This is a genomic window from Nonomuraea sp. NPDC049646 (assembly GCF_044465525.1).
Taxonomy (GTDB): domain Bacteria; phylum Actinomycetota; class Actinomycetes; order Streptosporangiales; family Streptosporangiaceae; genus Nonomuraea.
This window is the reverse complement of sequence record NZ_JBITLU010000020.1, coordinates 18,155-42,972: the sequence shown is the minus strand read 5'-3', so window position 1 is coordinate 42,972 and position 24,818 is coordinate 18,155. Positions and strand designations below refer to the sequence as shown.

The 24,818-nt window shown below is 66.4% G+C and carries 20 protein-coding genes; 9 read left to right on the top strand and 11 right to left on the bottom strand.

What is annotated here, in order from left to right; all coding sequences use genetic code 11:
- Positions 1-34: 34 nt before the first annotated feature.
- Complete coding sequence (locus tag ACIBQ8_RS42345) at positions 35-505, bottom strand: pyridoxamine 5'-phosphate oxidase family protein (protein WP_397194927.1); 471 nt, start codon at positions 503-505, stop codon at positions 35-37.
- A 317-nt stretch (positions 506-822) separates the two neighbouring features.
- On the opposite strand from ACIBQ8_RS42345, the gene ACIBQ8_RS42340 reads away from it, so the two are divergent.
- From ACIBQ8_RS42340 to ACIBQ8_RS42320, 5 genes are all read left to right on the top strand, one after another.
- Positions 823-2,466: a metallophosphoesterase gene (locus tag ACIBQ8_RS42340; RefSeq protein ID WP_397194926.1), complete on the top strand. Its 1,644-nt coding sequence runs from the start codon at positions 823-825 to the stop codon at positions 2,464-2,466.
- Between the two features lie 127 nt (positions 2,467-2,593).
- Positions 2,594-3,037, top strand: a complete 444-nt coding sequence (locus tag ACIBQ8_RS42335) for a hypothetical protein (RefSeq protein WP_397170882.1) — start codon at positions 2,594-2,596, stop codon at positions 3,035-3,037.
- Between the two features lie 26 nt (positions 3,038-3,063).
- Entirely contained in the window at positions 3,064-4,194 is a 1,131-nt protein-coding gene (locus tag ACIBQ8_RS42330; RefSeq protein ID WP_397194925.1) for a sensor histidine kinase, read from the top strand.
- A gap of 5 nt (positions 4,195-4,199) precedes the next feature.
- The gene (locus ACIBQ8_RS42325) at positions 4,200-4,886 is read left to right on the top strand and encodes a response regulator (RefSeq protein WP_397194924.1); all 687 of its coding nucleotides are present in this window, start codon (positions 4,200-4,202) and stop codon (positions 4,884-4,886) included.
- Positions 4,887-4,922: 36 nt separating this feature from the next.
- A complete protein-coding gene (locus tag ACIBQ8_RS42320) occupies positions 4,923-6,335 on the top strand; it encodes a hypothetical protein (RefSeq protein WP_397194923.1) in 1,413 nt (470 codons plus the stop codon).
- A gap of 11 nt (positions 6,336-6,346) precedes the next feature.
- On the opposite strand, the gene ACIBQ8_RS42315 is transcribed toward ACIBQ8_RS42320, so the two are convergent.
- The 6 genes from ACIBQ8_RS42315 to ACIBQ8_RS42290 form a co-directional block, all read right to left on the bottom strand.
- Positions 6,347-6,523: a hypothetical protein gene (locus ACIBQ8_RS42315; protein WP_397194922.1), complete on the bottom strand. Its 177-nt coding sequence runs from the start codon at positions 6,521-6,523 to the stop codon at positions 6,347-6,349.
- Positions 6,524-6,814: 291 nt separating this feature from the next.
- Positions 6,815-9,220 carry a PA domain-containing protein gene (locus ACIBQ8_RS42310; RefSeq protein ID WP_397194921.1) on the bottom strand — a complete coding sequence of 802 codons (2,406 nt, stop codon included), beginning with the start codon at positions 9,218-9,220 and terminating at the stop codon, positions 6,815-6,817.
- Positions 9,221-9,977: 757 nt separating this feature from the next.
- A complete protein-coding gene (locus tag ACIBQ8_RS42305) occupies positions 9,978-11,117 on the bottom strand; it encodes a Wadjet anti-phage system protein JetD domain-containing protein (protein WP_397194920.1) in 1,140 nt (379 codons plus the stop codon).
- The gene (locus tag ACIBQ8_RS42300) at positions 11,074-15,534 is read right to left on the bottom strand and encodes a hypothetical protein (protein WP_397194919.1); all 4,461 of its coding nucleotides are present in this window, start codon (positions 15,532-15,534) and stop codon (positions 11,074-11,076) included. The genes ACIBQ8_RS42305 and ACIBQ8_RS42300 overlap by 44 nt, the downstream gene beginning before the upstream one ends.
- 1 nt (position 15,535) lies before the next feature.
- Positions 15,536-16,360, bottom strand: coding sequence for a hypothetical protein (locus tag ACIBQ8_RS42295; protein WP_397194918.1), 825 nt, complete (start codon positions 16,358-16,360; stop codon positions 15,536-15,538).
- The gene (locus tag ACIBQ8_RS42290) at positions 16,357-17,835 is read right to left on the bottom strand and encodes a hypothetical protein (RefSeq protein WP_397194917.1); all 1,479 of its coding nucleotides are present in this window, start codon (positions 17,833-17,835) and stop codon (positions 16,357-16,359) included. Before ACIBQ8_RS42290 ends, ACIBQ8_RS42295 begins: the two co-directional genes overlap by 4 nt.
- 241 nt (positions 17,836-18,076) lie before the next feature.
- On the opposite strand from ACIBQ8_RS42290, the gene ACIBQ8_RS42285 reads away from it, so the two are divergent.
- The 3 genes from ACIBQ8_RS42285 to ACIBQ8_RS42275 all read left to right on the top strand — a co-directional run bounded on the left by ACIBQ8_RS42285 (position 18,077) and on the right by ACIBQ8_RS42275 (position 22,982).
- Positions 18,077-20,584 carry a hypothetical protein gene (locus tag ACIBQ8_RS42285; protein WP_397194916.1) on the top strand — a complete coding sequence of 836 codons (2,508 nt, stop codon included), beginning with the start codon at positions 18,077-18,079 and terminating at the stop codon, positions 20,582-20,584.
- Positions 20,585-20,916: 332 nt separating this feature from the next.
- Positions 20,917-22,224 (top strand): tyrosine recombinase XerC, encoded by a 1,308-nt coding sequence (gene xerC / locus ACIBQ8_RS42280; RefSeq protein WP_397194915.1) that lies wholly within the window; start codon positions 20,917-20,919, stop codon positions 22,222-22,224.
- A gap of 371 nt (positions 22,225-22,595) precedes the next feature.
- A complete protein-coding gene (locus ACIBQ8_RS42275) occupies positions 22,596-22,982 on the top strand; it encodes a hypothetical protein (RefSeq protein WP_397194914.1) in 387 nt (128 codons plus the stop codon).
- A gap of 10 nt (positions 22,983-22,992) precedes the next feature.
- On the opposite strand, the gene ACIBQ8_RS42270 is transcribed toward ACIBQ8_RS42275, so the two are convergent.
- The 4 genes from ACIBQ8_RS42270 to ACIBQ8_RS42255 all read right to left on the bottom strand — a co-directional run bounded on the left by ACIBQ8_RS42270 (position 22,993) and on the right by ACIBQ8_RS42255 (position 24,406).
- Positions 22,993-23,310 carry a hypothetical protein gene (locus ACIBQ8_RS42270; RefSeq protein WP_397194913.1) on the bottom strand — a complete coding sequence of 106 codons (318 nt, stop codon included), beginning with the start codon at positions 23,308-23,310 and terminating at the stop codon, positions 22,993-22,995.
- Positions 23,311-23,397: 87 nt separating this feature from the next.
- On the bottom strand, positions 23,398-23,667 hold the full coding sequence (locus tag ACIBQ8_RS42265; protein WP_397194912.1) for an HNH endonuclease: 270 nt from the start codon (positions 23,665-23,667) through the stop codon (positions 23,398-23,400).
- 26 nt (positions 23,668-23,693) lie between these two features.
- Complete coding sequence (locus tag ACIBQ8_RS42260) at positions 23,694-24,029, bottom strand: hypothetical protein (RefSeq protein WP_397194911.1); 336 nt, start codon at positions 24,027-24,029, stop codon at positions 23,694-23,696.
- Positions 24,029-24,406, bottom strand: coding sequence for a DUF6011 domain-containing protein (locus tag ACIBQ8_RS42255; protein WP_397194910.1), 378 nt, complete (start codon positions 24,404-24,406; stop codon positions 24,029-24,031). Before ACIBQ8_RS42255 ends, ACIBQ8_RS42260 begins: the two co-directional genes overlap by 1 nt.
- 160 nt (positions 24,407-24,566) lie before the next feature.
- Here ACIBQ8_RS42255 and ACIBQ8_RS42250 point away from each other — a divergent pair, with 160 nt between their 5' ends.
- The gene (locus tag ACIBQ8_RS42250; RefSeq protein WP_397194909.1) at positions 24,567-24,818 is read left to right on the top strand and encodes a hypothetical protein; all 252 of its coding nucleotides are present in this window, start codon (positions 24,567-24,569) and stop codon (positions 24,816-24,818) included.

Below are 24,818 nucleotides of genomic sequence, written 5' to 3'. Positions count from 1 at the left end.
CTGCGAGGCCCCGCCCGCGGCCTTCCGCGGGCGGTCATGCCGGAGGCGTCCAGATGCGGCTGCGGAGATCGGTGCCGCGGATCACCTGGACGCGCCAGGGCTCCAGGCGGAGGACGTGCAGCGCGGGGTCTGTGGGCGACCGCCAGAAGGCCCCGAGGTCGTAACCGGCCCCGCGCGGGCTGATCGTCCGGTAGAGGTCCCAGACGTGGCGCTTGGTCTCCGCATCCTCGACCCAGGCGGCCGTGGCCTCGATGGCGACCGAGCTGTTGCCGGGCTTCCAGTACGAGAAGGAGGTGTGCGGATTGCCCGCGAGGTGGGCCGCCTTGACCGGCGTCCGGTAGGTGGCCAGCCAGCCGCGCGGCCGGCCGTCCACGGTCTCCCAGACGGGGATGAGGATGCGGGTGCGGGGACGGTTCCTGGCGTCGACGGTGACCATCGTGGCGTACCGGATGGCGCCGACGTAGGCGTTGAACTCGCTCTCGATCTCGGCGAATGACGTGGTCATCGACGGCACTCCTCAGGACTCGGTACGTCTTCGGTGACCAGGGCATCTTGCGCCGCAGCGAGGACACCGCGGAAGACGGCACTTCGAAGGCACCGAGTTACCGCCCGGGAACCGACCCTGACCAGGCAGGACGCGCGGGGGTCCGAGGATCGTCATCAGCTCGGCGGGGCGGGATGGTCACTTCTTACCTTTCAGGTCGCGCGAATTTCATGCAGGTCGCCGTTTCCGTACATGTTGGTGCTCCAGGTTCAAGTCGTTCACTTTTGAAGCACGTGTCGTGGCGTCGATCGCGCCGCGACAAGATCGGGGAGCACCACATGCGACATGCCCACGTCACTGTCCGCCGGGAGCCGGCCGCCTGGCGCCACCTCGCGGCAGTCTCGGTCGGCATCGGGCTGGGGCTCTTCCCGCTGGCACAGAGCGCGTCGGCCGCCCCGCACGGGACGCCGCAGGCCCCGGCCTTCAGCGTCGACGGCGGTCGTCACGAGCAGGCGGTGTCCGTCGAGCTGCGGGCCGGGCGGGGCGAGACGATCCGGTACACCACCGACGGCAGCATTCCCACGAAGAGCAGCCCGGCCTTCGTCGGCAAGCCCATCCGCATCACCGAGGACACGAACCTGACGGCCCGCGCCTTCAAGGGCAACCAGGCCGGCGCCGTCAAGTCCGAGGGGTACCTCATCCGCGAGGGGGAGCAGCCGATCGCCCGGATGATGATCGTCTCGGACGTGCACATCGGCGACTACGAGGCCGACCGCCATCGCTGGTCGTCCTACTTCGACACCATCGCGTCGGTTCTGGGCACCCCGGACGCCATCCTCTCCAACGGCGACATGATCAACGACAACTGGGACGGACGCGGCAAGGACCACCAGCTGACCGCCCGCATCTTCAAGGAGAACCTGGCCCGCAAGGGCATGAACGCGACCCAGGTGTTCATGTCGTACGGAAACCACGACGCGACCCTGGCCGAGCTCCGTGCGGGCTACCCCGAGGAGTGGTTCCCCGACTCCGGCGACGGGTACTACCGCACGGACGTCAAGGGCGTCCCGATGATCACGGTCAACACGGAGAACTACTCCGCGGCCCAGGCCGCCTGGCTGCGTGACCAGCTCGGCCAGATCTCCGCGGACCCCGCCTACCGCGACCTGCCGATCATCGTCCAGGGGCACCGGCCGGCGCCTGGAACCGTCATGGACGGCCAGCAGACCAGCAACCCGCGCCTCACCGAGGACCTGTCGAAGTTCCCGCGCGCCGTCTACTTCTCGGGCCACTCCCACCTGAACGTGAACGACCCGCGCTCGATCCACCAGAAGAACTTCACCGCGGTCAACGACGGCAGCTCGTCCTACATCGAGATCGACCACGGATACCAGATGCTCGACGCCGAAGGACAGCTGGCCAATCGCTTCGAGACCCCCACCGCCCAGGGGCTGGCCGTCGAGGTCTACCGGGGACGTACCGTCGTCAACCGCATCAACCTGAACGCCGACCTGCACGACATCTACACCGGCGGCAAGTGGTCGGCGAACTGGAAGCCCCCGTTCCAGAGCGACGGGACGCTGGCCGGCAGGTCCTGGGAGATCAGGACGGCCGGCGCCGACGCCCAGGTCGTGCAGAACTTCACCTACACCGACGCCAACCGCAACCGCACGGCCCCGGCCTGGACGTCCCAGCACCCGCTGACGGCCCAGACCGGCAAGGACGGCCGCCTGGCGCTGCGCATCGAGCAGGCCGCGGACGACGAGCTGGTGTACCACTACAAGGTGCGCGTCACCCGCGCCGACAACGGCGCCGAGGTGCTCAGCACCAAGGTCGCCAACCGCTTCGACGTGGTGCCCGCCGCCGCCTCCCTGGACATTCCGCTCCCGGTCCAGCGCGACGGCGCGCGGTACCGCGCGGAGGTCGTCGCGGTCGACGCGCAGGGCAACCAGTCGCCGGTCGCCGCGGACGTGCTGAAGTAGTTGTCGGCCCCGTCGTCGATCGGGCACGGTCGATGACGGGGCCTTCTCCCGGACGACGTCGCGCCCGGCCGCCACGTGACGTCGCCGGCGGAAGAGCGCCTGAGCACGAGTGAATAGACTTGTCGTCATGTTCGACGACAAAACCCAGGAGACCCTGCGGCGCCTGCTGGACCTCGCCGAACACCCCTCCACCCCGGACGCCGAGCGGGCGCTGGCATTCGTCCGCATCCGCGCCCTGCTGGCCGTGCCGGCCGACGACGCCCGCCGCAGGGCGCCCGTGGCCGGCATGGACGCCCAACTGCTCACCAAGCTCAAACCGCTGCAACGGCACGTGGACGAGGACCTGGTCGACGACGTGCACGGCGACCTGCACTCCTTCGGCATCCGCTACCGGCTGGTCTCGGAGGTCGCCGGCGAGCTGGCCCACATCCTCGACCTCCGCTCCCGCCTCGCCCCCGGCAAGCGCCACCGCCACGACGACGGCGTACGCCAGACGGCCGCCAGGCTGACCTACCTGCTGGAGCGCTCCGACGGCTTCCGCACCTCCCGCTGGCGCACCAAACGCGGCTGACCCGGCCGCCCAGAAGCACGGAAGGGGTGACCGGCGTGGGGCGCGCCGCCGGGGTCATGACGCTCTCGACCGCCTGGTTCTCCGGCCGGAGAGGCGACGTCGCCATCGCGGCGGCCACCACCGCGGCCACCCTCGGCCCGCTGCTGGTGCCCGGTCCGAAGGCGTGGTGGATCCTCGCCCTGGGCGCGCTCGCCTCCGCGCCCGTCTACTGGCGCAGGCGCGCGCCCATGACCGTGGCGCTGTTCGTCGGCGCCGCGATGACCGTCATGGTCTTCTGGGAGAAGCCGTTCCTCCCGTTCGGCCCCCTGGTCGCCGTCTACACCGTCGCCGACGTCAGTCCCACGTGGAAGCGCCTGGCCGCGATCCCGGCGATCGCCGTCATCGTCGGCTTCTCCCTGGCGCTGCCCGGGGAGGACAGCGAGATCTTCCGCCTGATCGGCACCGCCTTCGTGGCCGCCTACGCGCTGGGCACCAGCGCCCGCGCGAACCGGTCACGTACCGCGGAACTGGCCGAACGGGCCCGTCGCCGCGAACAGGAGCACATCGCCGCGGTGGCGGAGGAACGCGCGCGGATCGCTCGCGACATGCACGACATCATCACGCACGCCGTCGGGCTGATGGTCGTCCAGGCCGAGGCCGGGCCCGTGGTCGTGCGGAGCGACGCGCCCAGGGCCGAGGCCGTCTTCGACGCGATCGCCGACACCGGCAGGGGAGCGCTCACCGAGCTGCGCGGCCTGCTCACCGCGCTGCGCGCGTCGGACGTCCCGGCGGGGGAGAACCTCGGGCCCGCCCAGCCGAGCCTGGACGGACTCGCCGCGCTGGCCGGACGCAGCGGCCTGGACGTGGTCATGACCGTGGAGGGCGAACGGCGGCGGACCTCGGGCAGCCTGGAGGCCGCCGTCCACCGGATCGTCCAGGAAGCCCTCACCAACGTGCGCAAACACGCCGGGGTGCGCGACGTACGGCTGCGCCTGCGCTGGACCGCGCGGGAACTGCTCGTCGAGATCGCCGACGAGGGCGCCGGGTCCCGTCGCGACGGCGGCGGCTACGGCCTGATCGGCATGCGCGAACGGGCGACCGCGTACGGCGGGACGCTCACCGCCGGACCGGGTCAACACGGCGGATTCCTCGTCAGAGTCGTCTTTCCGCTTGAATAACGCGCATGCTGCGCGTGCTCATCGCCGACGACCAGGATCTCTTCCGCGCCGGGTTCGGCCTGATCCTCGGCGCCCAGCCGGACATGCTGGTGGTGGGCGAGGCGGCGGACGGTGACGAGGCGATCGCGCTGGCCGGGCGGCTGCGTCCGGACGTCGTCCTGATGGACGTGCGGATGCCCGGCACGAACGGCATCGAGGCCACCAGGGAGATCTGCGCCACCACCGCCGCCAAGGTGCTCGTCCTGACCATGTTCGACCTGGACGAGTACGTCTACGACGCCGTCCGCGCCGGCGCCAGCGGCTTCCTGCTCAAGGACATCCGCCGCGACGAGCTGGCGCACGCGGTGCGCACCGTGGCCGCCGGCGAGGCGCTGCTCGCGCCCGCCGCCACCCGCAGGCTGCTGGAGAACCTGGTCAGACGGCCGGCTCACGGCCCGATGCCGCGGCTGGCGGGACGGCTGGCGGCGCTCACCGAGCGGGAACGCGAAACGCTCAGGCTGGTCGCCCGCGGACTGTCCAACGCCGAGATCGCCGCCGCGCTCGTGGTCACCGAGCACACGGTCAAGACCCACGTCAGCCGCATCCTGACCAAGCTGGACCTGCGGGATCGGGTGCAGGCGGCGGTGTTCGCCTACGAATGCGGCCTCGTGGTCGCCGGTGAGAGTGACATCGGAGATCACACTCACGACTGACGCGCCACCGGGGTGGCCGCGAGCAGCATCGTCGCCATGAAACGTGTCCTGACCGCGCTCGCCGCGGCCCTCGCCTCGGCCGTCCTGCTGCACTTCGGCACCGGCCTGCATCCCGTGGCCTGGCTGACGTGGCTCGCCCCCTTGCCCGTGCTGCTCGCCGCCCCCCGGGTGGGGGCAGGCCCGGCCTTCGCCGCGGGCGCCCTCGCCTGGCTCGCCGGGCAACTCCAGTGGTGGCCGTACTTCACCGGGACGCTGGAGATGCCCGTCCCGGTGGCGGCCGGCCTGCTCGCCGGGCCCGCGCTGCTGTACGGACTCGGCGTGCTGCTCCACCGTTCGCTGCTGGCCAGGCGGCGGACGCTGTCGGCCGCGCTCGCCGTACCGGCGTCATGGGTGGGCGTCGAATACCTGATGGCGCTGGCCGGACCGCACGGCGCCTGGTGGAGCCTGGCCTACACGCAGGCCGACGTGCTGCCCGTCCTGCAGACGGCCTCCGTCGCCGGCGTCTGGGGGATCACCTTCCTGCTCCTGCTCGTGCCCGCCGCCGTGGCCGCGCTGCTCGCGCCGGGCGCGACCCGCCGGCTCCCTGTCGCGGTGACGGCGGGCGCGACGGTGGCGCTGGCCCTGTCGTACGGCTTCGCGCGGCTCGGCACCGCCCAGGACGGCGGGCAGCACCGCGAGGTCGCGCTGATCTCCACCGACGACCCGCGCGACACCGCGGATCTGGACTCCCCGCAGGGACGCGACCTGCTCCGGCGCTACCGCCGGGCCGTCGACGCGGCCGCCGCCCGCGGCGCCGAGATCGCGCTGCTGCCGGAGAAGACGTTCGACCTCGCCGGCCGTGCGGCCACCGCCCGCCTGCCGCTGGCCGGGCCGGGAGTCGCGGTCGTCGCCGGCGTCGCGCTCGGCGCCGGCGCGACGCGGACCAACAGCGCGCTGGCCTACCCGTCCGGGGCCCGCTACGACAAGCACCACATGATTCCCGGGCTGGAGTCGGAGTTCACGCCCGGAAGCGCGCTGACCCTGCTCGGCCCGACCAGGACGGGCTTGATCGTCTGCAAGGACCTGGACTTCCCCTGGCTGGTTCGGCAGTACCGCCAGGCCGGCGCGACGACGCTGCTCGCCCCCGCCTGGGACTTCGACGACGACGCCTGGCTGCACAGCCGCATGGCGATGGTCCGCGGGGTGGAGAGCGGGTTGTCGGTGGCGCGCGCGGCCCGCCAGGGACTTCTCACGGTGAGCGACACCCGGGGACGGGTGCTGGCCGAAGGCCGCAGCGGCAAGCCCGGCGTGACCACGGTGTTCGCGGCGCTGCCGCAGCAGGGCGCCTCGACCCTCTACACCGGCCTGGGCGACTGGGCCGCCTGGTGCTCGGTCGCGATGCTGCTCATCACCCTCGCCAGGCTCCGCGTCGCCCGCTCCGCGCAGGACGCCCGCACGGTCCGGCGATGAGGACGCGGAACCTACTCGGTCCAGACGGCCACCAGCACCTCGACATCCTTGAACAGATCGGAGCGGACCAGCACCATCAGCAGGCCGAACAAGGTCGCAGCCGCCGTAGCGTCGTTCCGAACCGGAGCGGCTGCGTACGCCGCCGAGGAAGGCGGGGCCTCTCCCCGAAGCGTGGACACCTTGAGCACCGGATGACGGAGAGCCGGAGACGAGGAGTTCCACGGGGCGATGAGGTCATGCCCGCCGGAGTTCAAGGCGGACGCCGTCGCGTTGCACCTCACATGCCGTCCGCGCTCCACCGGCCGGCGGAGCGGCTGCGGACGGGGAGTGACGAGATGACAGGGGCGGGGATGGGAGGTCGGGGAAGGGGGGCAGGCACGGTGGAGGGGGAGGGCCCGGGAGCCTGGCCGGCGTGACGGCATGACAAGCCGGAACCCGCCGCCCTTGGCCAGGCGGCGGGTACGGGTCGGCTGCGGGGGTCAGCGAAGGGGGAAGGCGCGGGTGGTGGTCTGTTCGATCCTGTTGCCTCCGGTGTCCCAGGCTTCGGCCTTGAGGGTGACGGCCCTCTTGGTGTCGGCGAGGGCGGGGTAGGTGAGCGTGGTGGTGTAGACGCCGGTGCGTACCCTGCGGACCTTGGCGTCCTTCCAGGTCCGGCCGTCGTCGGTGCTGTAGGCCAGCTTCAGCCCCGCGACCGCGGGCATGCGCTCGGCCGACGGGGAATGGGTCACGTCGATCTGGAACGTGTGCCGCCCACCGGCGCGTACGGTGTTGTCCAGGGCCTGGGTGTCACCCAGGTCGTACCCGACGAACACCAGCGGTTGCGGGTTGCACGAGCCGGACGTTCCCATGATCGGGTGGCAGTCGGTCGTCGGCGGGACGGTGTCCTTGTCGCGGGCCTTGGAGTGGAAGGTCCAGACGTTGGCGTTGCCCGAGCCGCTCTGTTCGAGCCGGTAGACGCCTTCCTCCTTGGGCAGCGTGAACATCGGGACCGCCGCGCCTGCGATGCGCGGGAGCTCCTTGCCGTCCCTGGACAGCTTCACGTCGGCGTTGTAGAGCCCGCCGGGCCCGGCCAGCCGCCCGTCGCCGGTCACGTACGTGTAGGCGGGCAGGAACGTGTCGCCGAGCCGGCACATCGCGCACAACACCTTGTTCAGGACGCCGGGGACCTCCGGGATCACCATGCCGCCCGGGGTGGCCGGACCGGTGCCCCAGCGCATGGTGGCACTGCCGGGCTTCTCGATCGTCGTGTCCAGCCCCCAGGGCCTGGTGCTGGTGCCGATGACGCTCCCCTTGCGCAGGGTGTCCGCGCCCGACACGCTGAAGTACTCGATCCGCCTGGAGGGGGCGGCGAAGTGGAAGGCCGTCGCGAACGACACCCGCTGCAACGGCTTGAGGCTGTGCCAGATCTCCATCTGGCTGTCGAGGCTCGTCGGCGCGTGGAACGAGGTGTCCACGGCCCGCAGCCGGCCGTCGGTGAAGCGGTAGACGGGCTCGGGGACCCTGCCGTCCTCGTAGTCCTGGAGCTGGTAGGTGTAGTCGACGCTCGGGTTGTTGGTGATCTCCAGCGTCACCGGGCCGTCCGCGAGCCGGGCGCGGAGCTTGTCGCCGACGGCCTTGAAGACCTGGATCACCGGCAGTTCCGGCTTCTCGTCCCCGCTGGGCCAGGTGGGGATCGAGCAGCCGGGGGCCACGACGTTGGCGAACAGCACGATCCCGGCGGCGCCCGCGGCCTTCAGCGCCCGCACCCGATCGAGGTCGGTGAGGCATGTGTCACTGGGGTCGATCGTCATCAGCGCGAGCTTGCCGCGCAGGTCACCCTGCGGGTTCGCGCCGCCGCCGACGTACGCGAGGTCGTAGCGGTGGGTGCCGGCCGGGAACGGCATCTCCCAGCCGAGGTCGAAGCCCAGCCCACCGTCGAAGTACTCGTAGGTTCTGGCGTCGATCGCGTACCGCTGCGGGGCCACGGCGCGTACGGCCAGTTGCGGGTTGGCGGCCGTGGCGCTCATCGAGAACAGCAGCTTGCCCTTGGTGACCTTCTTGGTGGGGCTGATGTACCAGTCGTTCATGCCGAGGGCCCCCATGTTCCCGGAGGTGATGGGGGTGCCGTCCCAGGCCGTGCGCACGAGGGAGAAGCTGCCTCGGGCGTGCCGCCAGTCGATCGGCTTGGGCGTCGTGAAGCGCAGCAGTTCGGCTTCGCGGGCGTCGAGGGTGATCTCGGCGCCCTTCTCCGGCACGACCACCTCGGGGTCGTACAGCTGGGCGACCGGGGGCGGCCCGCTGTCGACCGTGTTGTGCTGGATGCCGGCCTGGACGCTGTAGGTGCCCGGTTCGAGCATGTAGCGGTAGACGCCGTCGGCGACGAACGTGCCCTGGGCGGGGCTGAAGCTGTCGACGACGTCGACCGCGCTCGCCGCCACCCAGGTCAACATCGGCGACGGCGGATTGCCGTACCTGTCGATGAGGTGCACGGTCAGCGGCACCAGCTTGGGCCCTCGGCGCAGCCCCACCGGGGTCGTGACGCGCGTGCCGGACGGCCCCGTGGCCACCACGGCGCCGGTGTGGCCGCCCTTGGGCAGGCCGTCCGGGTGCAGGGTGACGGTGACGGACGCGGTGCCGCCCGCCGGGACGGTCACCGACGGGGTGCTCAGCGTCAGCGTGTCCTTGTTCTCGCCCAGGGTGGCGGCGAGGGTCAGCGTCACCTCGGCGGTGCCGTCGTTGGCGTAGGTGAGCGTCTTGTCCGCGGTGTCGTTCACGTCTACCGGGACGATGCCGTAGTCCAGGTTCGGTGTGGTGGAGGTGACGGCCTGGGAGACGGCCCTGGCCACGTCGACGCGACCGGCGCCCTGCTCGTAGGCGGAGAATCCGGCGTCCTTGGCGGTCGACATCAGCGCGATCTTCTGGTGACTGTCGCTGGGGTCTGAGCTGACGATGGCGGTCTAAATGATCTACCGTATTACACGGTCCGTACACGAGAGCAACCACCGAGCAACCAACCATGATCAAAAACGAGATCCGAGGCCGGCGAAAACCGAGAAACCCCAGGTCGAACGCGGTATTGAAGAGTAGGGCGGGTGGGACTTGAACCCACGACCCACGGATTATGAGAATCATTGGTTGATGTGGCTGGGTGCCGCGAAGTGTCGCTTTGAATCGCTTCAGTCGGAATTATCGCCCGCGTGGTGCCGGGTCGTGACCATGTGTGCCGGGTTGTATCGTGTGCACGCGAGCAACCGTCGAGCAACCATGCATTTCTTACCATCGGCATTATGTGGTATTTGTCCCCTTCGCGTTGAGGGCATCACCTTGCGCAGGGCCGGGTCTCCTCGCCGGCTGAACGTACACGAGCAACCATTGAGCAACCATGGGGCCATCGATGCGGAGCCCAGCAGGGTGCGGCTTCTCATCTGTGAGTACAGTGGTTCTACACCCTGCGCTAAGTTCGTCAAGCCCTGACCCGACGGTCTCGCTGCGTTGCAATTCCGAAGCCGCGTACGGATCGAGAGCGAAGCGCTGGTCTGAACCTCTCGGCCGAGCTCTTTCTTGAATACTCGCATGTCGCTTGAACTTCGCGGACAAGATCGTTGGCAGGAGCACTATTGGAGGCTGGAAAAGGCTGATCGATCAACAACGACAATTGTGCCTTCATATAACGTCCAGGTGCCACGCTGATTCACGAGTCAGATGACGGTGGTTGGCCCATTCTTGGGCGATTCTCTGACCGTTGGTGAGAAGGGCGGTAACGGCTTGGAGATGAGCAGAATGCAGCCAAGAGGTGAGGGAAGCCGCAGCGGATGGGTTGATGGCTGCCTCGGTTCCGCGGCGAGGTCGACCAACGCGCAGGAGCAGGTCGTAGAGAGCGTTGGCCGGAAGAACGGGTGGGAGGCCAGTCGCAATAGCGGCCCGTGATGCTGTGAGGGGGATGGTTAGGCCGCTTGGGTCAAGGTCTCCGAAATAGCGGATTTCGGTGATCCGGTGTTTGGCGGCAATCGATCGAATCGATGCACGGAATGAGTTTCCGACTCCCCAGGCCACATATCCGAGCCGATGTATTGGCGGCAGGCTGTCAACGATGGACCACCAAGTTGTGGAGTTCTCGATCACCAATAGCATGTCACCTCCACCTACCCGATGGAACCGGCCGCTTTCGTCTTCGCCAGGGAAGGTTTCGGTGAGGAGAGGAAGCGGTGGTCGGAAAGTGCGGATTATGCGGTCGAGGCGTGAGGGTTCAGAGAAGAGGATGCCACTCTTGAGGTTGTCGAGGGCCTTTTCAGGGACAGGAAAGTCATCATCGGAGCCATGGGTACCGAAGATCTCCAACGTGCGCTCGCGAAGGGGAAGCGGTGTCAGATCAGGAGAGCTTTTCAGCCACGTGTTTATGGCAGCGTAGGCAGCCCGTTGACGTCGACCCGCTGTTTTCCAACCAGGGGCGAGGAAGCTGAGTTCAGGATGCCAAGGCGGCATGGGGGTAGGGGACGGTTGCGATACAGGCTTAGGCAGCAGCCAGATCCCGACAGGAAGTGGGATTTTCTCGGGAGTCAGCTCTCGGAGCGATTTGATGATGTGATGAAGCTCGAGCTGCTGGAGGAGATGAGCGAGCACTTCCGGTTCGTAGACGTCGTCGGGGTTGCGGTTGTTGATACGGCGGAAGATATCGAAGACGTCTTGGATCGGTATGCGGGTCTTGGAGCCTTTACCGAGGCCACGGTCGGTGGCCCACTGACGGAGCCCGGCGGCGAGCTCACGTTCTCGCCTGGGAAGAAGGTTCTCCGGGGTCTCTGCCATGGTCGTAGATTCTCGCAGCAGTGATCAGTCCTGTGCCGTCGGCAGGGGGTAGGTGGTCGAGCTGTCCCTTGATGCGTGCCTCAAGGGACAGGTATTTCCGGGCAGATCGGAGGTCGGCGTCGTTGCGAAGCCTGATGATCAAAGGGAACTGGCGGAGCGCCTTGTCATCGAAGAGCCCCGTCGTGTAGATGAGCTGAACGCCGAGCGCGTGTGCGACAGACCGTTGAAGATCAAGGAGGTAGTCGGCGTTGGCCCGACCGATCGGGTTGTCGAGAAACAGCAAGCCGGCGCGGTGGTCCAGTCGCCGCCCCCGGTCGTTGGCCCGAAGCGCCGCCATGGTGCAATAGAGGAGGATGGCGGCGGTGAGTTGCTGGCCGCCGGAGAAGACCTTCTTCACTCGTGACACTCGCTCGCGTTCAACGCGCAGAGTTGTGTCGGGTTTGAGGACGAGGACCTTGAACCCTCTGGGTACGGCGGCGTGGATGGCCCTAAGCACTAAGGCGAGGCCGGTGCGCTGGACTTTGCGGTTGTCGGAAGTTCTGCCAGCGGCCGCTTCGTCGATGACCTCACCGAGACGGTCGATGAGCACTTCATCGCTTAGGCGGTCGTACTGGAAGCGTAGAAATTCCTCGTTTCGCCAATCACCGAGGTGACTCGGGAGCCGGGAGACTCGTTGAGCGGAGCGCAGGATGTTGAGTGCCTTGCCGACTTCCCCTTTAAGAAGGGTCACGATGGTCCGGCGATGCCGCTCGGTGTGCTCCAGATCGTCGTTGAGGGACCGGAGCCGAGGACGGAGCCGTTCTTCCCAATGCGGAGCGCTCTCGGCGAGCCGTTCAGCCTCTGTCCCGTTGATCTCACGCTGGACCGCAGCGCTCAGCTGTGCGAATCGCTCCTCCCTGCTGAAGGCATGTAGGGCACGTGCCGACATTTTGACCAAGTCTGCGCCTTCTGTTGCCATGGATCGTGCGGATTTCCTCGCGGTAATCAGAATGGCGTGTTCGCTTTTGGCGGCCAGGTAGTCGCCCTCATAAGGCACGCTGACGGTTTCGGGCAGGTCCTCCCGGAGAATGTCAGCCATTGTCTCGAAGGACTGGGCTGCTTCTTTCGCGTCCGAGTGTTCCCGTCGCCGGCTGAGGAGTGCTTTTTCTCGATCGATGGCCAGAGGAATGGCCTTTGCTAGCGCGTCATGTGTTTCCTGGATGCCTTGATCGCAGATCACGACGTCTGTTGGCAGAAAATCGTGGAGCTCATCGGCAGGTCCGACGTTGCTGTCGTTCCAAGCTTCCTGTTGTCGCTGAACCTCGTTGCGTCGCTCTCCGCAGAGTACGAGCGCGTTCTGGTGCTCTTGGTCCGCGGCGGTCTTCACTCGTGAGGCTAGTCCCAACGCCGACGTTCGGCTGGTAGCGCTAGCGCCTTCCGGCGTGCCGAGAAGCTCCTTGGCACGTTCCCGGACATTGGCGGATAGCGTCTCGTAGGCAGTCGCCGTCGTCGTAGCCGCCTTCTCTGCGCCCGCGAGCCGATCTCGCAAATCCTGGACGCTGCCGGTAGTTCGGTAGCGCTCGGCGGCAGTCTCGTAGAGGTCGCGCAGTACCGGGACGGGCTCGGACGGTCGCTCATCCCCGACCGTTACTCCTTCACAGCCCGGTAGCGCGGCTCTCTCCCCATGGAGGTCTTGCTCCGCTCTGCGCTGCTGATCGGCGGCCAGCACCGCCTGCGTGGCCTTGTTGCTCTCGTCCTGTGCTCGTCGTCCGTGAGCCTCGGCGGCATCGCGGTTCATCCGTGCGAGCTCTACTAGTGCTTTCTGCTCGTTCCGCCAGCCAAGCATCTTCGCTGCCTGCTCGGTCAGAGCCTCGAGTGCTCGGGCTCGCTTCTCTAGCTCGATCTTCTCTTCCGTCGCGACCAGTTGCTTTGTGCGCGCTCGGGTGAGGAGGGCGTCATTCCGTTCCTTCGCCTGTTCGGCTTCCGTGACGGTGGACAGAGCTGCGGCGTACTGCTCAGCAGCTCTGTCCCGCTGCTCTTCGAGCTCGGCGACGCGACCCGCAGGATAGTCTCGCAACCAGTCGCCGACCCTCCTCGATAGATCAATGTCCCTCTGGCGGGACTTTGCGAGCAAAGCGAGGTTTGCGGTCCGCTCCTGGTGCCGCGTCTCGATCCGCTGATGCTCCTGGTCAGCCTCCGCCGGGTCGTAGAGCGCAGGTTTGAAAGGTAGAACCAAGGCCGGTGCGCTCGGACTGGGCTGTTCCAGCGCCTCTGTTGCGGCGATAGTCACAGCCCATGCCGACTGGTGCCGGTCCCCGGAGAGGATCCGCCTGGCACTGTCGATGTCGTCTTTCGAGTTCAGCAGGATGCCGGCCACCAGATGAGGGTGGACGCGGATGAACTCGTGTCGGCGGTCCGGATCGGGAATCCCGGCGGCATATTCCCACCCTGGCCAGGCTTGGACGCCCTCAGCACCGAGTGCTGCGCACGCCTCCTCTACCTCGATTGGCGGAGGCAGTAGGTCGCCTTCGGCTAGAGCTAGACGGTCGCGTTCATCCCGGGCCTCTTCGACCATGAGACCCACACTGTCGCGAGTGCAGTCCGCGATTGCCTGGGTCAGGAGCTTCACAAGAGCTGGAGCGTCTTGTTCGAGGCGGACATCCTCGGTGTCGAGGAGTGCCGCGAGACGTTCCTCGGACTCAAGAAGACCGCGCCGCTGATAGGCCGCCTCGACCGCGGCTCTCGCCGTCCTGTCTCGCTGCTCGGCATCCTTTGCTTGAGAATCCGCAGTGCGCAGATCCGCATCAAGGATTGGTCCGTTATCAATGAGCTCATTGATCCGCTTCTGGATGCTGAGAACTTCCTTCACGGAGTCCTCCAGTTTCTGCTGGGCGGCCGAGAGCGCGATCGGGAGTTCTTCAACCGAGTCGATGAAGTTGTCCCTTACGGCTTCGCTGAGTTGCCCGTCTACGCCGGCGATCATCTTGGAGAACTGAGCCGCGTTCGCCTCGGCCGTGGCGGCTGCCGCTATCGCCTCCTGCTGGGTCTTGCGTGCGGAAATTGCTTGCTTCTCATGATCCTCAGCTCTTTCATCCCAGCCAGACGCGGCCTCGGCTGCCTCCTGCGCGAGACCGAGAAGAGCGCGGGCGAGGCGCTTGGCAGCGATCGTACGAGCTTCGAGGACGGGGCGTGCCTGTACATCGTGTAGCTGAACGAGTATGCGGAGCCGTTCCGCCTCGGCCGAGTTCTTTAGATGCTCGAGCACCTTGTCAGTGCTCTCCCAGGCCTTGACCTCGGTATCGGCTCGGAGGGCTTTACCAGCTGCCTCGTTCGCGTGCCGCTCCGCCTCATGGAGTTCCAGTGAGGCCTTCTGAAGGCGTAGCGCATCTTCGCGTCGTCGTAGGTCGGCGACCGCAGTGTCGGCGGCCTTGAAGTCGCTCTCGGCTGCTTTCACCTTCTCCACTAGATCTACCAGCGAGGACTTCTCCCGATCCCGCCGAGCGGCGATGCGGCCAGCGAAAGCACTTATGAACGCCTGCGCCTGCTCCGACCTCTTCTGAGAGACCGCAGCGCGTTCTGCGTCTCTTCGCAGCGGTTCGAGCAACGCCAAGGTTCCGTCAACGAAGTCCCGCTCCAGCAGGGTGGTCGCGCGCCTGGCCAACTTGTCGACGTGCTCGGCGACGAGGTCGGCGAGTGGCATCAGCTCCTTTTCGTGAAGGACCGCTTCCAAAAGGAAGTCGACGAACCGATCGTCTGTCTCGAGAGCGAACGCCCGGACCGCTTCGCCCTCTCCCGCGTTCATATGTCGCTGGTAGCGAAAGAGTTCAGTGTCGATACCAAGCTTCCCCAAGCGCTCCGTCCAGTCGCGGTGGGTCCTGAGCCAGTAGAGATCCAGCCGGGGGTCCTCGGTGAACCCCGCGTTCATCTGAGACCGGAACGCCTGGAAGGTCAGATAGCGGCCATTCTCGACCAGTGGAAGGTTGTCGAGGTGGAGCGTTTCGGTTGGAAAGAAGCAATACCACTGCTCAAGGAAGTTGTCGGCGACCGCGGAAACCGCCTGCCCCTTCCATGCCATGGTCTTCCCAGTGATCAGCAGTCGTCCTGTTACCGTGTGTGTCCACTCCAAGACGACATGTGAGATGTCTTTGGCGCCCACGAAGTCGGCCAAGGTGCTTCCGTCGGCACTGCCGACGGTGTTGCGGACGCCGGGAAGCAGGACGGAGAACACGAGTTTCAGAAGGACGGACTTGCCCCCGCCGTTCTCCAGGAAAATGATGCTCGCCGGAGACGGGCGCAGGACCTCCGACACGCTCGCGAACAAGTTGCCCTGATACCCGGTGACCGGATGCCCCGCCTTGCTGAAGTCGAGCAGGACGTTCTCATACCGCGCCCCGGCCGGACCGACCGAGCGGAGGTAGATCCGCGAGATCTCGTACATCTCAGTCGGCTCCGAGGAGTGGTGAGGAATCCGGCCGCCGGCTCAAACCGCCGCCCCCAGCGGGAGGTCCGTCCATGATTCTGGTCAGCTCTTTGAACAGTTCGAGAGCTGCGAGCTCCCGGACCTGTAGTTGGTATCGGCTGGTCGTCCGGAAAACCCGATCGCTCTCCTCGCCCTCTTCGCTGTAAGGCGTGAGCATGCCCTCTTCGACGAGGTATTTCACGACTCTGGAGATGAGCGCCTCGTTGGTGTGGGGCGCTACCCGATCATCTCGGGTCTCCGTGGCGTCCGGGCGGCGGGCGTACAGCCGCCATACCCGCTCTAGCTTCGGTTCGTCCTGTGGGGGATCGCCGTTCTCGCCAATCGCCGAGGCACGCGAGTCCAGTTCTTTGCAGACGTCTTGGACGACCCGGTCGACCTCCTTGATCGAGACCCGGCCGACGTAGCTGTCATCGACGAGATCGGCGGGCCGGGGAAAACCGAGTGCGGCCGTGGCCAGATGAACGATGCCGTGGAGGACGCGTTCGGTCTCCTTGTGTTGGGCTGGACGGAACACCCGAGCATAGGCTTCAAGCTTCGTCTCGAAGACTGAGCCGGGCAACGGTGCGAGAACGGCACCGGCACGGCCGGTGATCCCTACGATGCGCACTTTAAGCCCCGCCACATACTGGTGGACGACCTGCTCGAAGTAGGGGTCTTCGCAGTAACGCCGGATGAGGGCCGCGTAGTCAGGATCGCGTGCCGGACGCAATCGAGGCCGGAAGCCATAGGAGACGAGACGGCCGGCGGCTTCGATGTCGTCCTCGTCATTCAGAACCGCGTTCACTGCCCGTCTGTCCTTTCGTTGTTTCCCTCGACAAGCGCCGAAGTCACCAGAAGGTCGTCACCGCCGAAACCGGGGACCTCGAGCGGGGCGTCCGCGAGTACGGCCAGGCGCATCATGCCGTCTCCGCGGCGAACGCTTGAGAGCGCTTCCGGCCCGAAGGAGTGCAGGGCCAGCAAGGCCACCAGTTCCGGAAGATTCTCAAGATCGGACTCCGACGCCTCAGCGAGAAGATCCGACAGGTAGCGGACCCGGCCCGGCAAGTTGAGGAGACTTTCGGCGGCACGCCACTCCTCTTCGGTGAATCCACCGCGCTCGATCGGCGCAACGAGGTCGGGCTCGGGAACGGGCTCGGCGTGACGGGGGCGCTCGGGTGGAGGATCGAGCAGCATTGGGACGAGCGTCGCCAGATGGACCGGGCAGTCCGGTTCAGGCCCACTGGACGCGGCGAAAAAGCGCGCGACGGGTTCAGCGGCCTCGGCGATGGAGAGGCCCATCAGCGGTTTGAGCAGGCTTCCGTACAAATCGATACCGAGACCGTCAGACCTTCCTGAGAACTCCTGCCGGTCCTGCTCCTCCCGGAAGACCGTGCGCGCCCCGATCAACCATCGCTGCAGTACTGTGTGTCGGCGAATACAGTCTTCGACGATATCCACCAGCTCGGCCGCCATTCGCTTGGGGTCAGGATCGATGGCCTCGTCTCGCAGCTGAGTGACCTGTGATGCGATCCCGCGCTCCATGACGACCCGCTCCTCGATGTGCTCCAATGCCTCATCGAGCAGCGCGGGCATCGCCTCCATCCAGTCGACCGACCACACGTCGCGACGGGTGGCGTCGAGACGCGCCCGGATATCTTCTCCCAACTGGATCGTCCGCACTCTCGCCTGCTCCGCGACCAGTCTGGCGTCTTCGAGTCTTCCCCGCTTGATCAGATTCTGGAGCCGAACCTCGGCAGCGATCTGTGCACTCTCGACATCTGTGTCAAGAGCCCCAACCAGCACGTTGAGTGCTTCGTTGGACGCTCTTAGGACCAGACCACCGCGCTCATCCCGCTGTTCCTCCAGGAGCCGGAAACGGAAGAGCAGCCGTTGGTGACGCCCCTCTTCATCCGTCATGCCATAAGTCGAAGTGAAGCCCCGCTCGACATTTTGGGAGTTGAGCAGACCGTTCAGCACCCAGCGCGCCACGGCCGTCCACTCGCTCGCTGGCCGGTCCGGAGCGATCTCCCGGACGAATCCCGCGAGTCGTTCGATGACGTATTCGTGCCCGGCGCCCGTTTCGAAGTCCTGAGCGATCGCGACGATGTCAATGGTGTGCAAGGCCAGCTCGGCCATCGGGTACGCTCGCGCATTCGCCCAGGTGACGAGGCCCTTCCTCTCATCAAGCTCGTGTAACGGCTTAGTGAGCGATAGCGCTTTGACTCTCTTGCTGAACCCGCTGCCGGACGAACCGCCGGATGCCATGACATCGCCAGCCACGCCAATCACTGTAACTCTCAGCTGGGTCCTGAGTGCCACCCTTAACGTTGATAACGTATGCGTATGGCGGCTCGCCTGAGCGGCCATCGCTGTCTAGCCGACCAGTAACCCTGGGGTGGTATCCGCTCGGCTACCTGGCCTCGGGTGGGCCCGCGGCCGACGCGAGCTACCCCGGAAGCGTGATGGGATGTACGACGCTGGCACATCATGACCGATAACTGTCGTTTCGCTAGGGGGATCGTTGGCCGATGATTCGGGATACGCGACTCTTCGGATGTGCTTGCGCCCGCCGCGGGTCGCGGTGGTCTTCGACGCTGGGGAGCGCTGGCACTTCTGGGCGCGGTTCGCCCTCTATGCCTGCACGAAATTCTGGGGCGGCGAAGGGTTCATTCTCATCCCGCACAATAACGGCACGGTGCATCCGGCCCTGCTCGCAGCGGCACGCGCGTACGATCCCGACTACGTCGTTACCTTGCAGCGGACCGTCCGCACGATTGAACAAGCGATGCCTGGCGCACTCAGCCTTCTGGACTCTGACGGTAAGCGGTCGGAGGGTACGGCTCGCGATCAACTCATCGAGCAAGCCGGAGACATGCCGATCCCATGGGAGGCAGACGAGCAGGCGCGAAAGCGGGTGGCCGAGGTCTGCTCATCGCACCGCCGCCGTCATGTCAGTGACGAGACCGGGTGGGACGAACACGTCACCTGGATAGCCGCTAACGGCGACTCCCCCCACCTGTCGAAGGCCGCGGACATCCCCGGCAACCCTACGGACGTATGTCTCAGCGCTCCGCCGGAGTGGGCCGGCACGCTCGGTGTTGCGGTCGCCGCTCGATGCGGTGCGGTTGAGGAACCCCAACTTGGCGCCGAGCCTGGTCTGGATGAGTCTGTGTTCCGGCGTCTGGTTTCCTGGCTGATGGACCCTGATGGAGGGCTTGGCACGCTGCCGCCTGACATCGTGTGGCATCCCGCTGCGGCGTCTAGCGTCGACCCCGGTTCTTTACCTACCGCGTTCGAGAGGACCAAGCATGGCCTTACGCTGATCGGCCGAGGGTTCAGATCACGGCGTCGCATCATGTTATCCGTCGGCGATGCGGCGGAGGACTTCGCTCTCGCCTATGTGTATCAGCGCCTTTACGGAGGCGGGATCTGGTTGCCTACCGTGTGGCTGACAGCAAACGACACCGGAGAGAGGGGCATGGACTTCGCCGTCCGAACAGCGATCTCCGGTCACGTCTTGAAAGGTGACAACATCACCGTCACCACCACCTCGGCCACCGACTCCACGCTCGACTCGATCGTGGCGGGTCTCCGTCAGCCCATCTTCTGGACTTCCGGAGACGAGGAGAGTATCGCCCGGCAATATGAGGAGCGGCTCACGCGCGGTACTGTTGACTGGCCTGGAGAGGGAGTCCAATTTCTTGCCGTAGCCGATCAGTTCAATCACGACTACGCCATCCCCATCACCCGCAGCGAAGCTGGCGACATCGAGATGGTCGTGCCCTGTCCGCCCCCGGCCATCAACCATCCGACTCTTGCGGCGTCCACAGCGCTGCGATGGCAGGTGGACATCGAACTGACCGAGGCGATCATGCCTTACGGCCGAGGACTTGACGGTCATGCTCTGCTGGCGGAGGGCGAAGATTCCTACCTGACATGGATCCGCAGCGGGCGTGACGGCATCGTCTACGAGTCGGAGCGTTACAACTTCATCGCCGCAGGTACGCCGCCAGTATCCCGTCTGGCCCGGCCCCGTTTCCGGGTCCCGAGTCTGACCACATGGGCCGACCTCATGGCTAGGCGAGGCGGCAAGCGCGTGGAATTCTCTGGGGCCGGACGCCGGGTGGAGGTCATGCGACACCTCTGGGGGGATCGCACGGCCTTGGCCGCACACTTCGCGGGGCCGATGCTGCCGGTTTTGCGAACGTTTCGACCCGCAGGCAAGAAGTCTGACTTCAAATTCAAGAAAACCGATGGCGTCGTCCTCCCCACCGGCGCCGGTGATAACCTCTGGGAAGGATACTTGACCTTTGCTGGCATCCTCGATCACGGCAAAGCAGAAGCCGAAGAGGTAGTCGCCTTCCGCCGCCAGGTAGACGATATGTTGGCGCGAGGCGTTCTCCGGCGAGGGCTCATCCTCGGCTGCGCGCAGTGCGGCAAACCAGCCTTCACTATGATCGACAACCTTGCCCAGGTCAACCGGTGCTCCCGCTGTTCAGCGCTGAACAACCTGTCCCAACCTCGTTGGCGGGAGCCGGACACCGAGCCGCAGTGGTATTACGATCTACACCCGACCGTCCGCGAGCATCTCAGCCAAGACGGTGACATCCCTCTCCTTCTGTCGCACTACTTGCGCACCAAGGCGCGCAGTTATATCGATGTTGCCGAGCTCGAATTGGTAACCTCCGACGCAAATCCGCTTGCAGAGGCCGATCTGATTGCACTCAGCGATGGACAACTGATTACCGCAGAAGCGAAACGACCGGGGTCGCTAGGAAAATCGAAGCTTGCCCATACGGCTGCGAAGCGAGCCCTGCTCGCTGAGCAGCTTCACGCCGACCAGATACTCCTTGCAACCGCTGACTCCCAATGGCAAGAGGCCAGCATCAATGCTCTCTGCCAGCAGGTCAGGACTCGCCCATGGGCTATCCCTGCCCCGCGTGTACGCCTCGTCTGCGGACTGGGAACGGATGAGATTACCGATCTCTGTGTCGATGTCGAGACGGGGCAGACTTCACTATGGCAATAATCCGAAGAGCTCGATGAGGTTGCCGAATGGTCGGCGAACACGACCTTAAGACCCGCCGCAGCCGACAACGACATCACCCACTGGGGCGTGGCTGGCTCTTCTCAACGGCGATGCTCGACTCCGCATGGTCTACTACTAGCTGGATCCGGGAGCCCGTCACTTTGATGTTTCAACCTCTCCCACGCTCGTGACGGGATCAGAATTGTCCGCCGCCAACAAGCTGGCGCCTATGCCGGCGGGCGTCTTCTATGGCTTACCCGATTGCTTCCCGTTCTTGGTTCTGTTGTTGCCCGGCTCATACGTTGTCCTGCTGACGACTCAAAGGCGGGGCGATGGAGAAGAACGAACACGGGCACTGCGTGGTGTACAAGCGGTGCGGATGCAGCGACGAGGTCAGCGGCAGGCGGCTGGGTGGCCGTTGCAGCCGGTTGGCCGAGGCCGAGCATGGGAGCTGGTACTTCGCGGTTCAAATTGTGGGGGCGTCGGGTCGGCGGGAGCGGGTTCGGCACGGTGGGTTCAAGAGCTCTGAGGCAGCGCGGTCAGCGGGCCGTGAACTGCTGACGGCGGAGGCGGACGGGCCGCTTTCCGCTGGGTGCACGGTGGGGCAGTGGTTGCGGTACTGGTTGTCGGTGGTGGAGTCGCGGTTGCGGCCGACCACGCACCGGGCCTACCGGGATCATGTGCGGCTGCATCTGATCCCATATCTGGGCCGTGTCAAGCTGGTGGAGTTGTCGCGGCGGGACGTGACGCGGATGTTCGTGGCGCTGGGGCGGCGGCGGAATCGGTACGGCCAGCCGATCAGCGCATCGACGTTGGAGCGGATCCGGGCGACGTTGCGGGCGGCGCTGAACCACGCGGTGCGTGAGGACCTGATCGTCGTCAATCCGGCGCAGGGCGTCCGGTTGCCGGCGCCGGCGCGGATGCATCCGGTGGTGTGGACGGCTCGTCGCGAGGCTGCCTGGCGGCGCGGGGGAGAGCAGCCGCCTGTGGCGGTGTGGACGGTCGAGCAGTTGGCCGCCTTCCTGCGCTTCGCACATGAGGATCCGTTGTTCGTGCTGTGGTGGCTGGTGGCCCTGCGCGGGCTCCGGCGCGGGGAGGTGGCCGGGCTGCGCTGGGTGGACGTCGACCTGGAGCGGCGCGAGCTCACCATCACCCATCAGCTGGTGCACACCGACGAGGGGCTGCTCCGGTGCGAACCGAAGAGCGCGGCCAGCCGGAGAACCTTGGCACTCGATCCGGAGACCGTGCGGCTGCTGCGCCGGCACGAGCGTGCGCAGCGCCGGATGCCGGGCGAGCGGTGGTCACCGACAAGCCCGATCTTCACCGCAGGGAGCGGAGCGCCGGTGCAGCCGAGCTATCTCACCCACCGCTTCCACAAGCTGGTGGCCGCGAGCGGGCTGCCGCCGGTGCGGTTGCACGACCTGCGCCATGGAGCTGCGACGTTGGCTTTGGCGTCGGGCACGGAGTTGAAGGTGGTGCAGGGCACGCTGGGGCATGCCAGCATCGTGCTGACCGCCGACACCTACGTCTCGGTGCTGCCGCAGCTGTACCACGACAGCGCCAAGGCGACGGCGAGACTGGTGCTGAAGGCGGTCCGGGCGGCCAACCGGAAGATCGGCAAGGCCCGGGAGGCGACGTGACTCACGCGTGGCTCACCGTGACTCACGATCAGATGACGCGGCTACGGATTCGGGTAAAGCCGCAGGCTGGCGTGGTAGGGCGGGTGGGACTTGAACCCACGACCCACGGATTATGAGTCCGATGCTCATCGTGTCAGCCGGTATCGACAAATGTCGCGGGATCAAGGTTCTGGCTGGTCGAGGCGATGCGACCGGTTCGACCGGTGTCAACAAATACGCTTCAAACCGGTCACGTCCATTCCTGCCGGTCTCCCTACGGTCTCCCACCCCGACACAACGAACCCCCCGTACCTGAACGCTTCGGGGGGTTCCGTTGTGCGCGGCTGTAACGAACTCTTGCCTCATTGATCACGGGGAGTCACGCTGACGCCATGGAACTACGTGACCTTCACCCCAAGCGATGGAAGCTCCACCACAACCGCATGACGAAGGCGGCCGGCATCTCGCAAGTCGGACTCGTCTGCCATATCGACACATGGTCGTACATCACCAAGGTGACACGGTTCGCGGTCACGCCAACGCCGACCACCAGCGACGAGGTGATGGTTCGAGTTCCGCTCTCTGGGCCCGCCCTGGTGACTGTCCTCGCGGCGATGAGGACCCAAGTGCGTTACTACTCAACCCCGGACATTGCCATTGCGAGGCGCGTGTATGCCGCCTTCGCCGAGGTGGTGGACGCTGTCGATCCGGCAGCGAAGGACGGGCCCCCCATCCCAGACGTCGTGCTCGACGACAAGCTCGGCCCTGCTCCCGGCTGACGACCCGGTCTCATCTCAGCGAGCGGGCTCGAGCCACTTGGGCGAGCAGGGCGTGAGCGAACTCCTCGGCTTCGTCCAGGGTGAGATGCTCGTCCCGCTCGCAGTAGACGATGATGCGCGGCCCATCCTCGGGGATGCTCATCAGTCCGACATACGGGTCGATAGAGCCGCCGCCGGGGACCTCTCCGGGAATGGGGATGTCGGCGGCGTTGCACAGGTCGTCGGTGTGGTCGACGCACCAGGGCTGGCACGTCTGCCGCTGGGCGGGAACGGCGACAGGCGGGGGTTCGATGGCGATGCGGTCTCTGGTCCGAGTCGAGAGATCCATTTCCGGTCCTCCTGAACACACAGGCTAGGGGATCAAAGGTGGACGGAAGCGCCGTAAACGCCGTCGCTCACCTGTTCGAGGTGTGGGTCAAGCGGCCGTCTTGACGGACGCGGCGGGGATGTGTGCGAGCAGCAGCCAGGCAAGAGGCCACGGCAGCGCGCACCCCTTGGCGTGGTTGCACGGCCGGCAGGCGAGCACGAGGTTGGCGCTGGTGTGGGTGCGCCACAGCCGGTACGGCACGTAGTGGTCCAGGGTGGCCGCGGCCAGGTTCTCGAACGGCGCCTGGCAGTAGAAGCAGCGGGCGCCGTCGCGGGCGGCGAGGCGGAGCCTGAGCCTGTACCCGGCTTCGCCTCGCACGTGCGCCGGCCGGTTGCGATTCCGGCTCACCGGCTGGCCCGCGGGTGAAGTCGGCCTCGGCGAGCCTTCCGGGCGGGCCGGCCCGGGGCTGGCTTCCGCAGAGGCCACCCGGGCGCCCAGTCGGGCAGGTCGCCCTGCTCGACACCGTTCACGATCTCGGCGACCTGCGCGCACCAGTCGGGGTCGTCGTGGGCGGGCACGTCCAACCAGAAGCCGACGAACGGGCCCTCGACGCGGCGGAAGAACGCCACGGGGAAGTCGACCTCGAGAATGGTGAGGGAGTGGCGCCAGCCAGGGGCCGCGTGCAGGTGCTTCAGCAATTCGCGGTAGCCCGCGTTGGAGGCGACGAGCGGGGCGGCCATCACGCGGCCCGCCTGGTCACGTAGGCCAGGACGTCGGCGGCGGCGAGGTGGTAGCAGCGGATGCCGCGCTCGCCGGCCTTGCAGGTACAGGTGTGGGCGGCCTGGTCTACGAGGTATGTGGTGGTGCCGTCGGACGACACCGCGGCGTACAGGCGGTCGCGGGAGGTGGGGACGATGGCGTTCTGGTCGATGAGCTCGGCGGCCTTGGCGATCTGCTCGGGCTTGTAGGTGGTGAGGTCGGCGGCGATGGCGGCCTTCCTGACCTTGGCCTGGCAGGTGCGTCCGCGGCCGGCGGCGATGCTGGCGGCGGCGGTGAGCTTGCGTCCGCAGCTCAGGCAGTTCGCGGCAATCGGGTGGGGTGTGGTGGAATTCTCCACAGGTCTCTCCCTCGGTCTCCAGATCGATCTCGGAGGGCTGGGACTCAGAGCGGGCCGGGTGTTGGCGCACCTGGCCTGTTCGTTTTTGTGCTGTCCCGTTGCGCTACACGCTAGCGCAACACTCTGGATTGCGCAACGGCATAGCGCTATATTGGGTCGCATGGGAGACGACGAAATCGCAGCACTGCGCGAGGAGATCCGAGCCGCGACCCGCAAGTATGAGCGGACCGAGAAGGCGCACAATCAGGCACGCGAGGAATTGATCGCCGCCATCGTCAAGGGGATGCGCGGCGGCGTCCGGCCGGTTGAGGCCGAGGAAGATTCACCCTTCAAGGGCGCCTACATCCGCCGGATTCGTGATGACCATGGCATCCCAGCCTTCCGTAAGGGACACCCGCCGGCGCAGAGCTAG

Coding starts and splice junctions, on each gene's coding strand:
- ACIBQ8_RS42270 (WP_397194913.1), bottom strand. CDS start 23,310: ATGGATCTCTCGACTCGGACCAGAGACCGCATCGCCATCGAACCCCCG.
- ACIBQ8_RS42340 (WP_397194926.1), top strand. CDS start 823: ATGCGACATGCCCACGTCACTGTCCGCCGGGAGCCGGCCGCCTGGCGC.
- ACIBQ8_RS42335 (WP_397170882.1), top strand. CDS start 2,594: ATGTTCGACGACAAAACCCAGGAGACCCTGCGGCGCCTGCTGGACCTC.
- ACIBQ8_RS42275 (WP_397194914.1), top strand. CDS start 22,596: ATGGAACTACGTGACCTTCACCCCAAGCGATGGAAGCTCCACCACAAC.
- ACIBQ8_RS42320 (WP_397194923.1), top strand. CDS start 4,923: ATGAAACGTGTCCTGACCGCGCTCGCCGCGGCCCTCGCCTCGGCCGTC.
- ACIBQ8_RS42345 (WP_397194927.1), bottom strand. CDS start 505: ATGACCACGTCATTCGCCGAGATCGAGAGCGAGTTCAACGCCTACGTC.
- ACIBQ8_RS42325 (WP_397194924.1), top strand. CDS start 4,200: ATGCTGCGCGTGCTCATCGCCGACGACCAGGATCTCTTCCGCGCCGGG.
- ACIBQ8_RS42300 (WP_397194919.1), bottom strand. CDS start 15,534: ATGTACGAGATCTCGCGGATCTACCTCCGCTCGGTCGGTCCGGCCGGG.
- ACIBQ8_RS42260 (WP_397194911.1), bottom strand. CDS start 24,029: ATGGCCGCCCCGCTCGTCGCCTCCAACGCGGGCTACCGCGAATTGCTG.
- ACIBQ8_RS42250 (WP_397194909.1), top strand. CDS start 24,567: ATGGGAGACGACGAAATCGCAGCACTGCGCGAGGAGATCCGAGCCGCG.
- ACIBQ8_RS42310 (WP_397194921.1), bottom strand. CDS start 9,220: ATGTCGACCGCCAAGGACGCCGGATTCTCCGCCTACGAGCAGGGCGCC.
- ACIBQ8_RS42305 (WP_397194920.1), bottom strand. CDS start 11,117: ATGGCAGAGACCCCGGAGAACCTTCTTCCCAGGCGAGAACGTGAGCTC.
- xerC (WP_397194915.1), top strand. CDS start 20,917: ATGGAGAAGAACGAACACGGGCACTGCGTGGTGTACAAGCGGTGCGGA.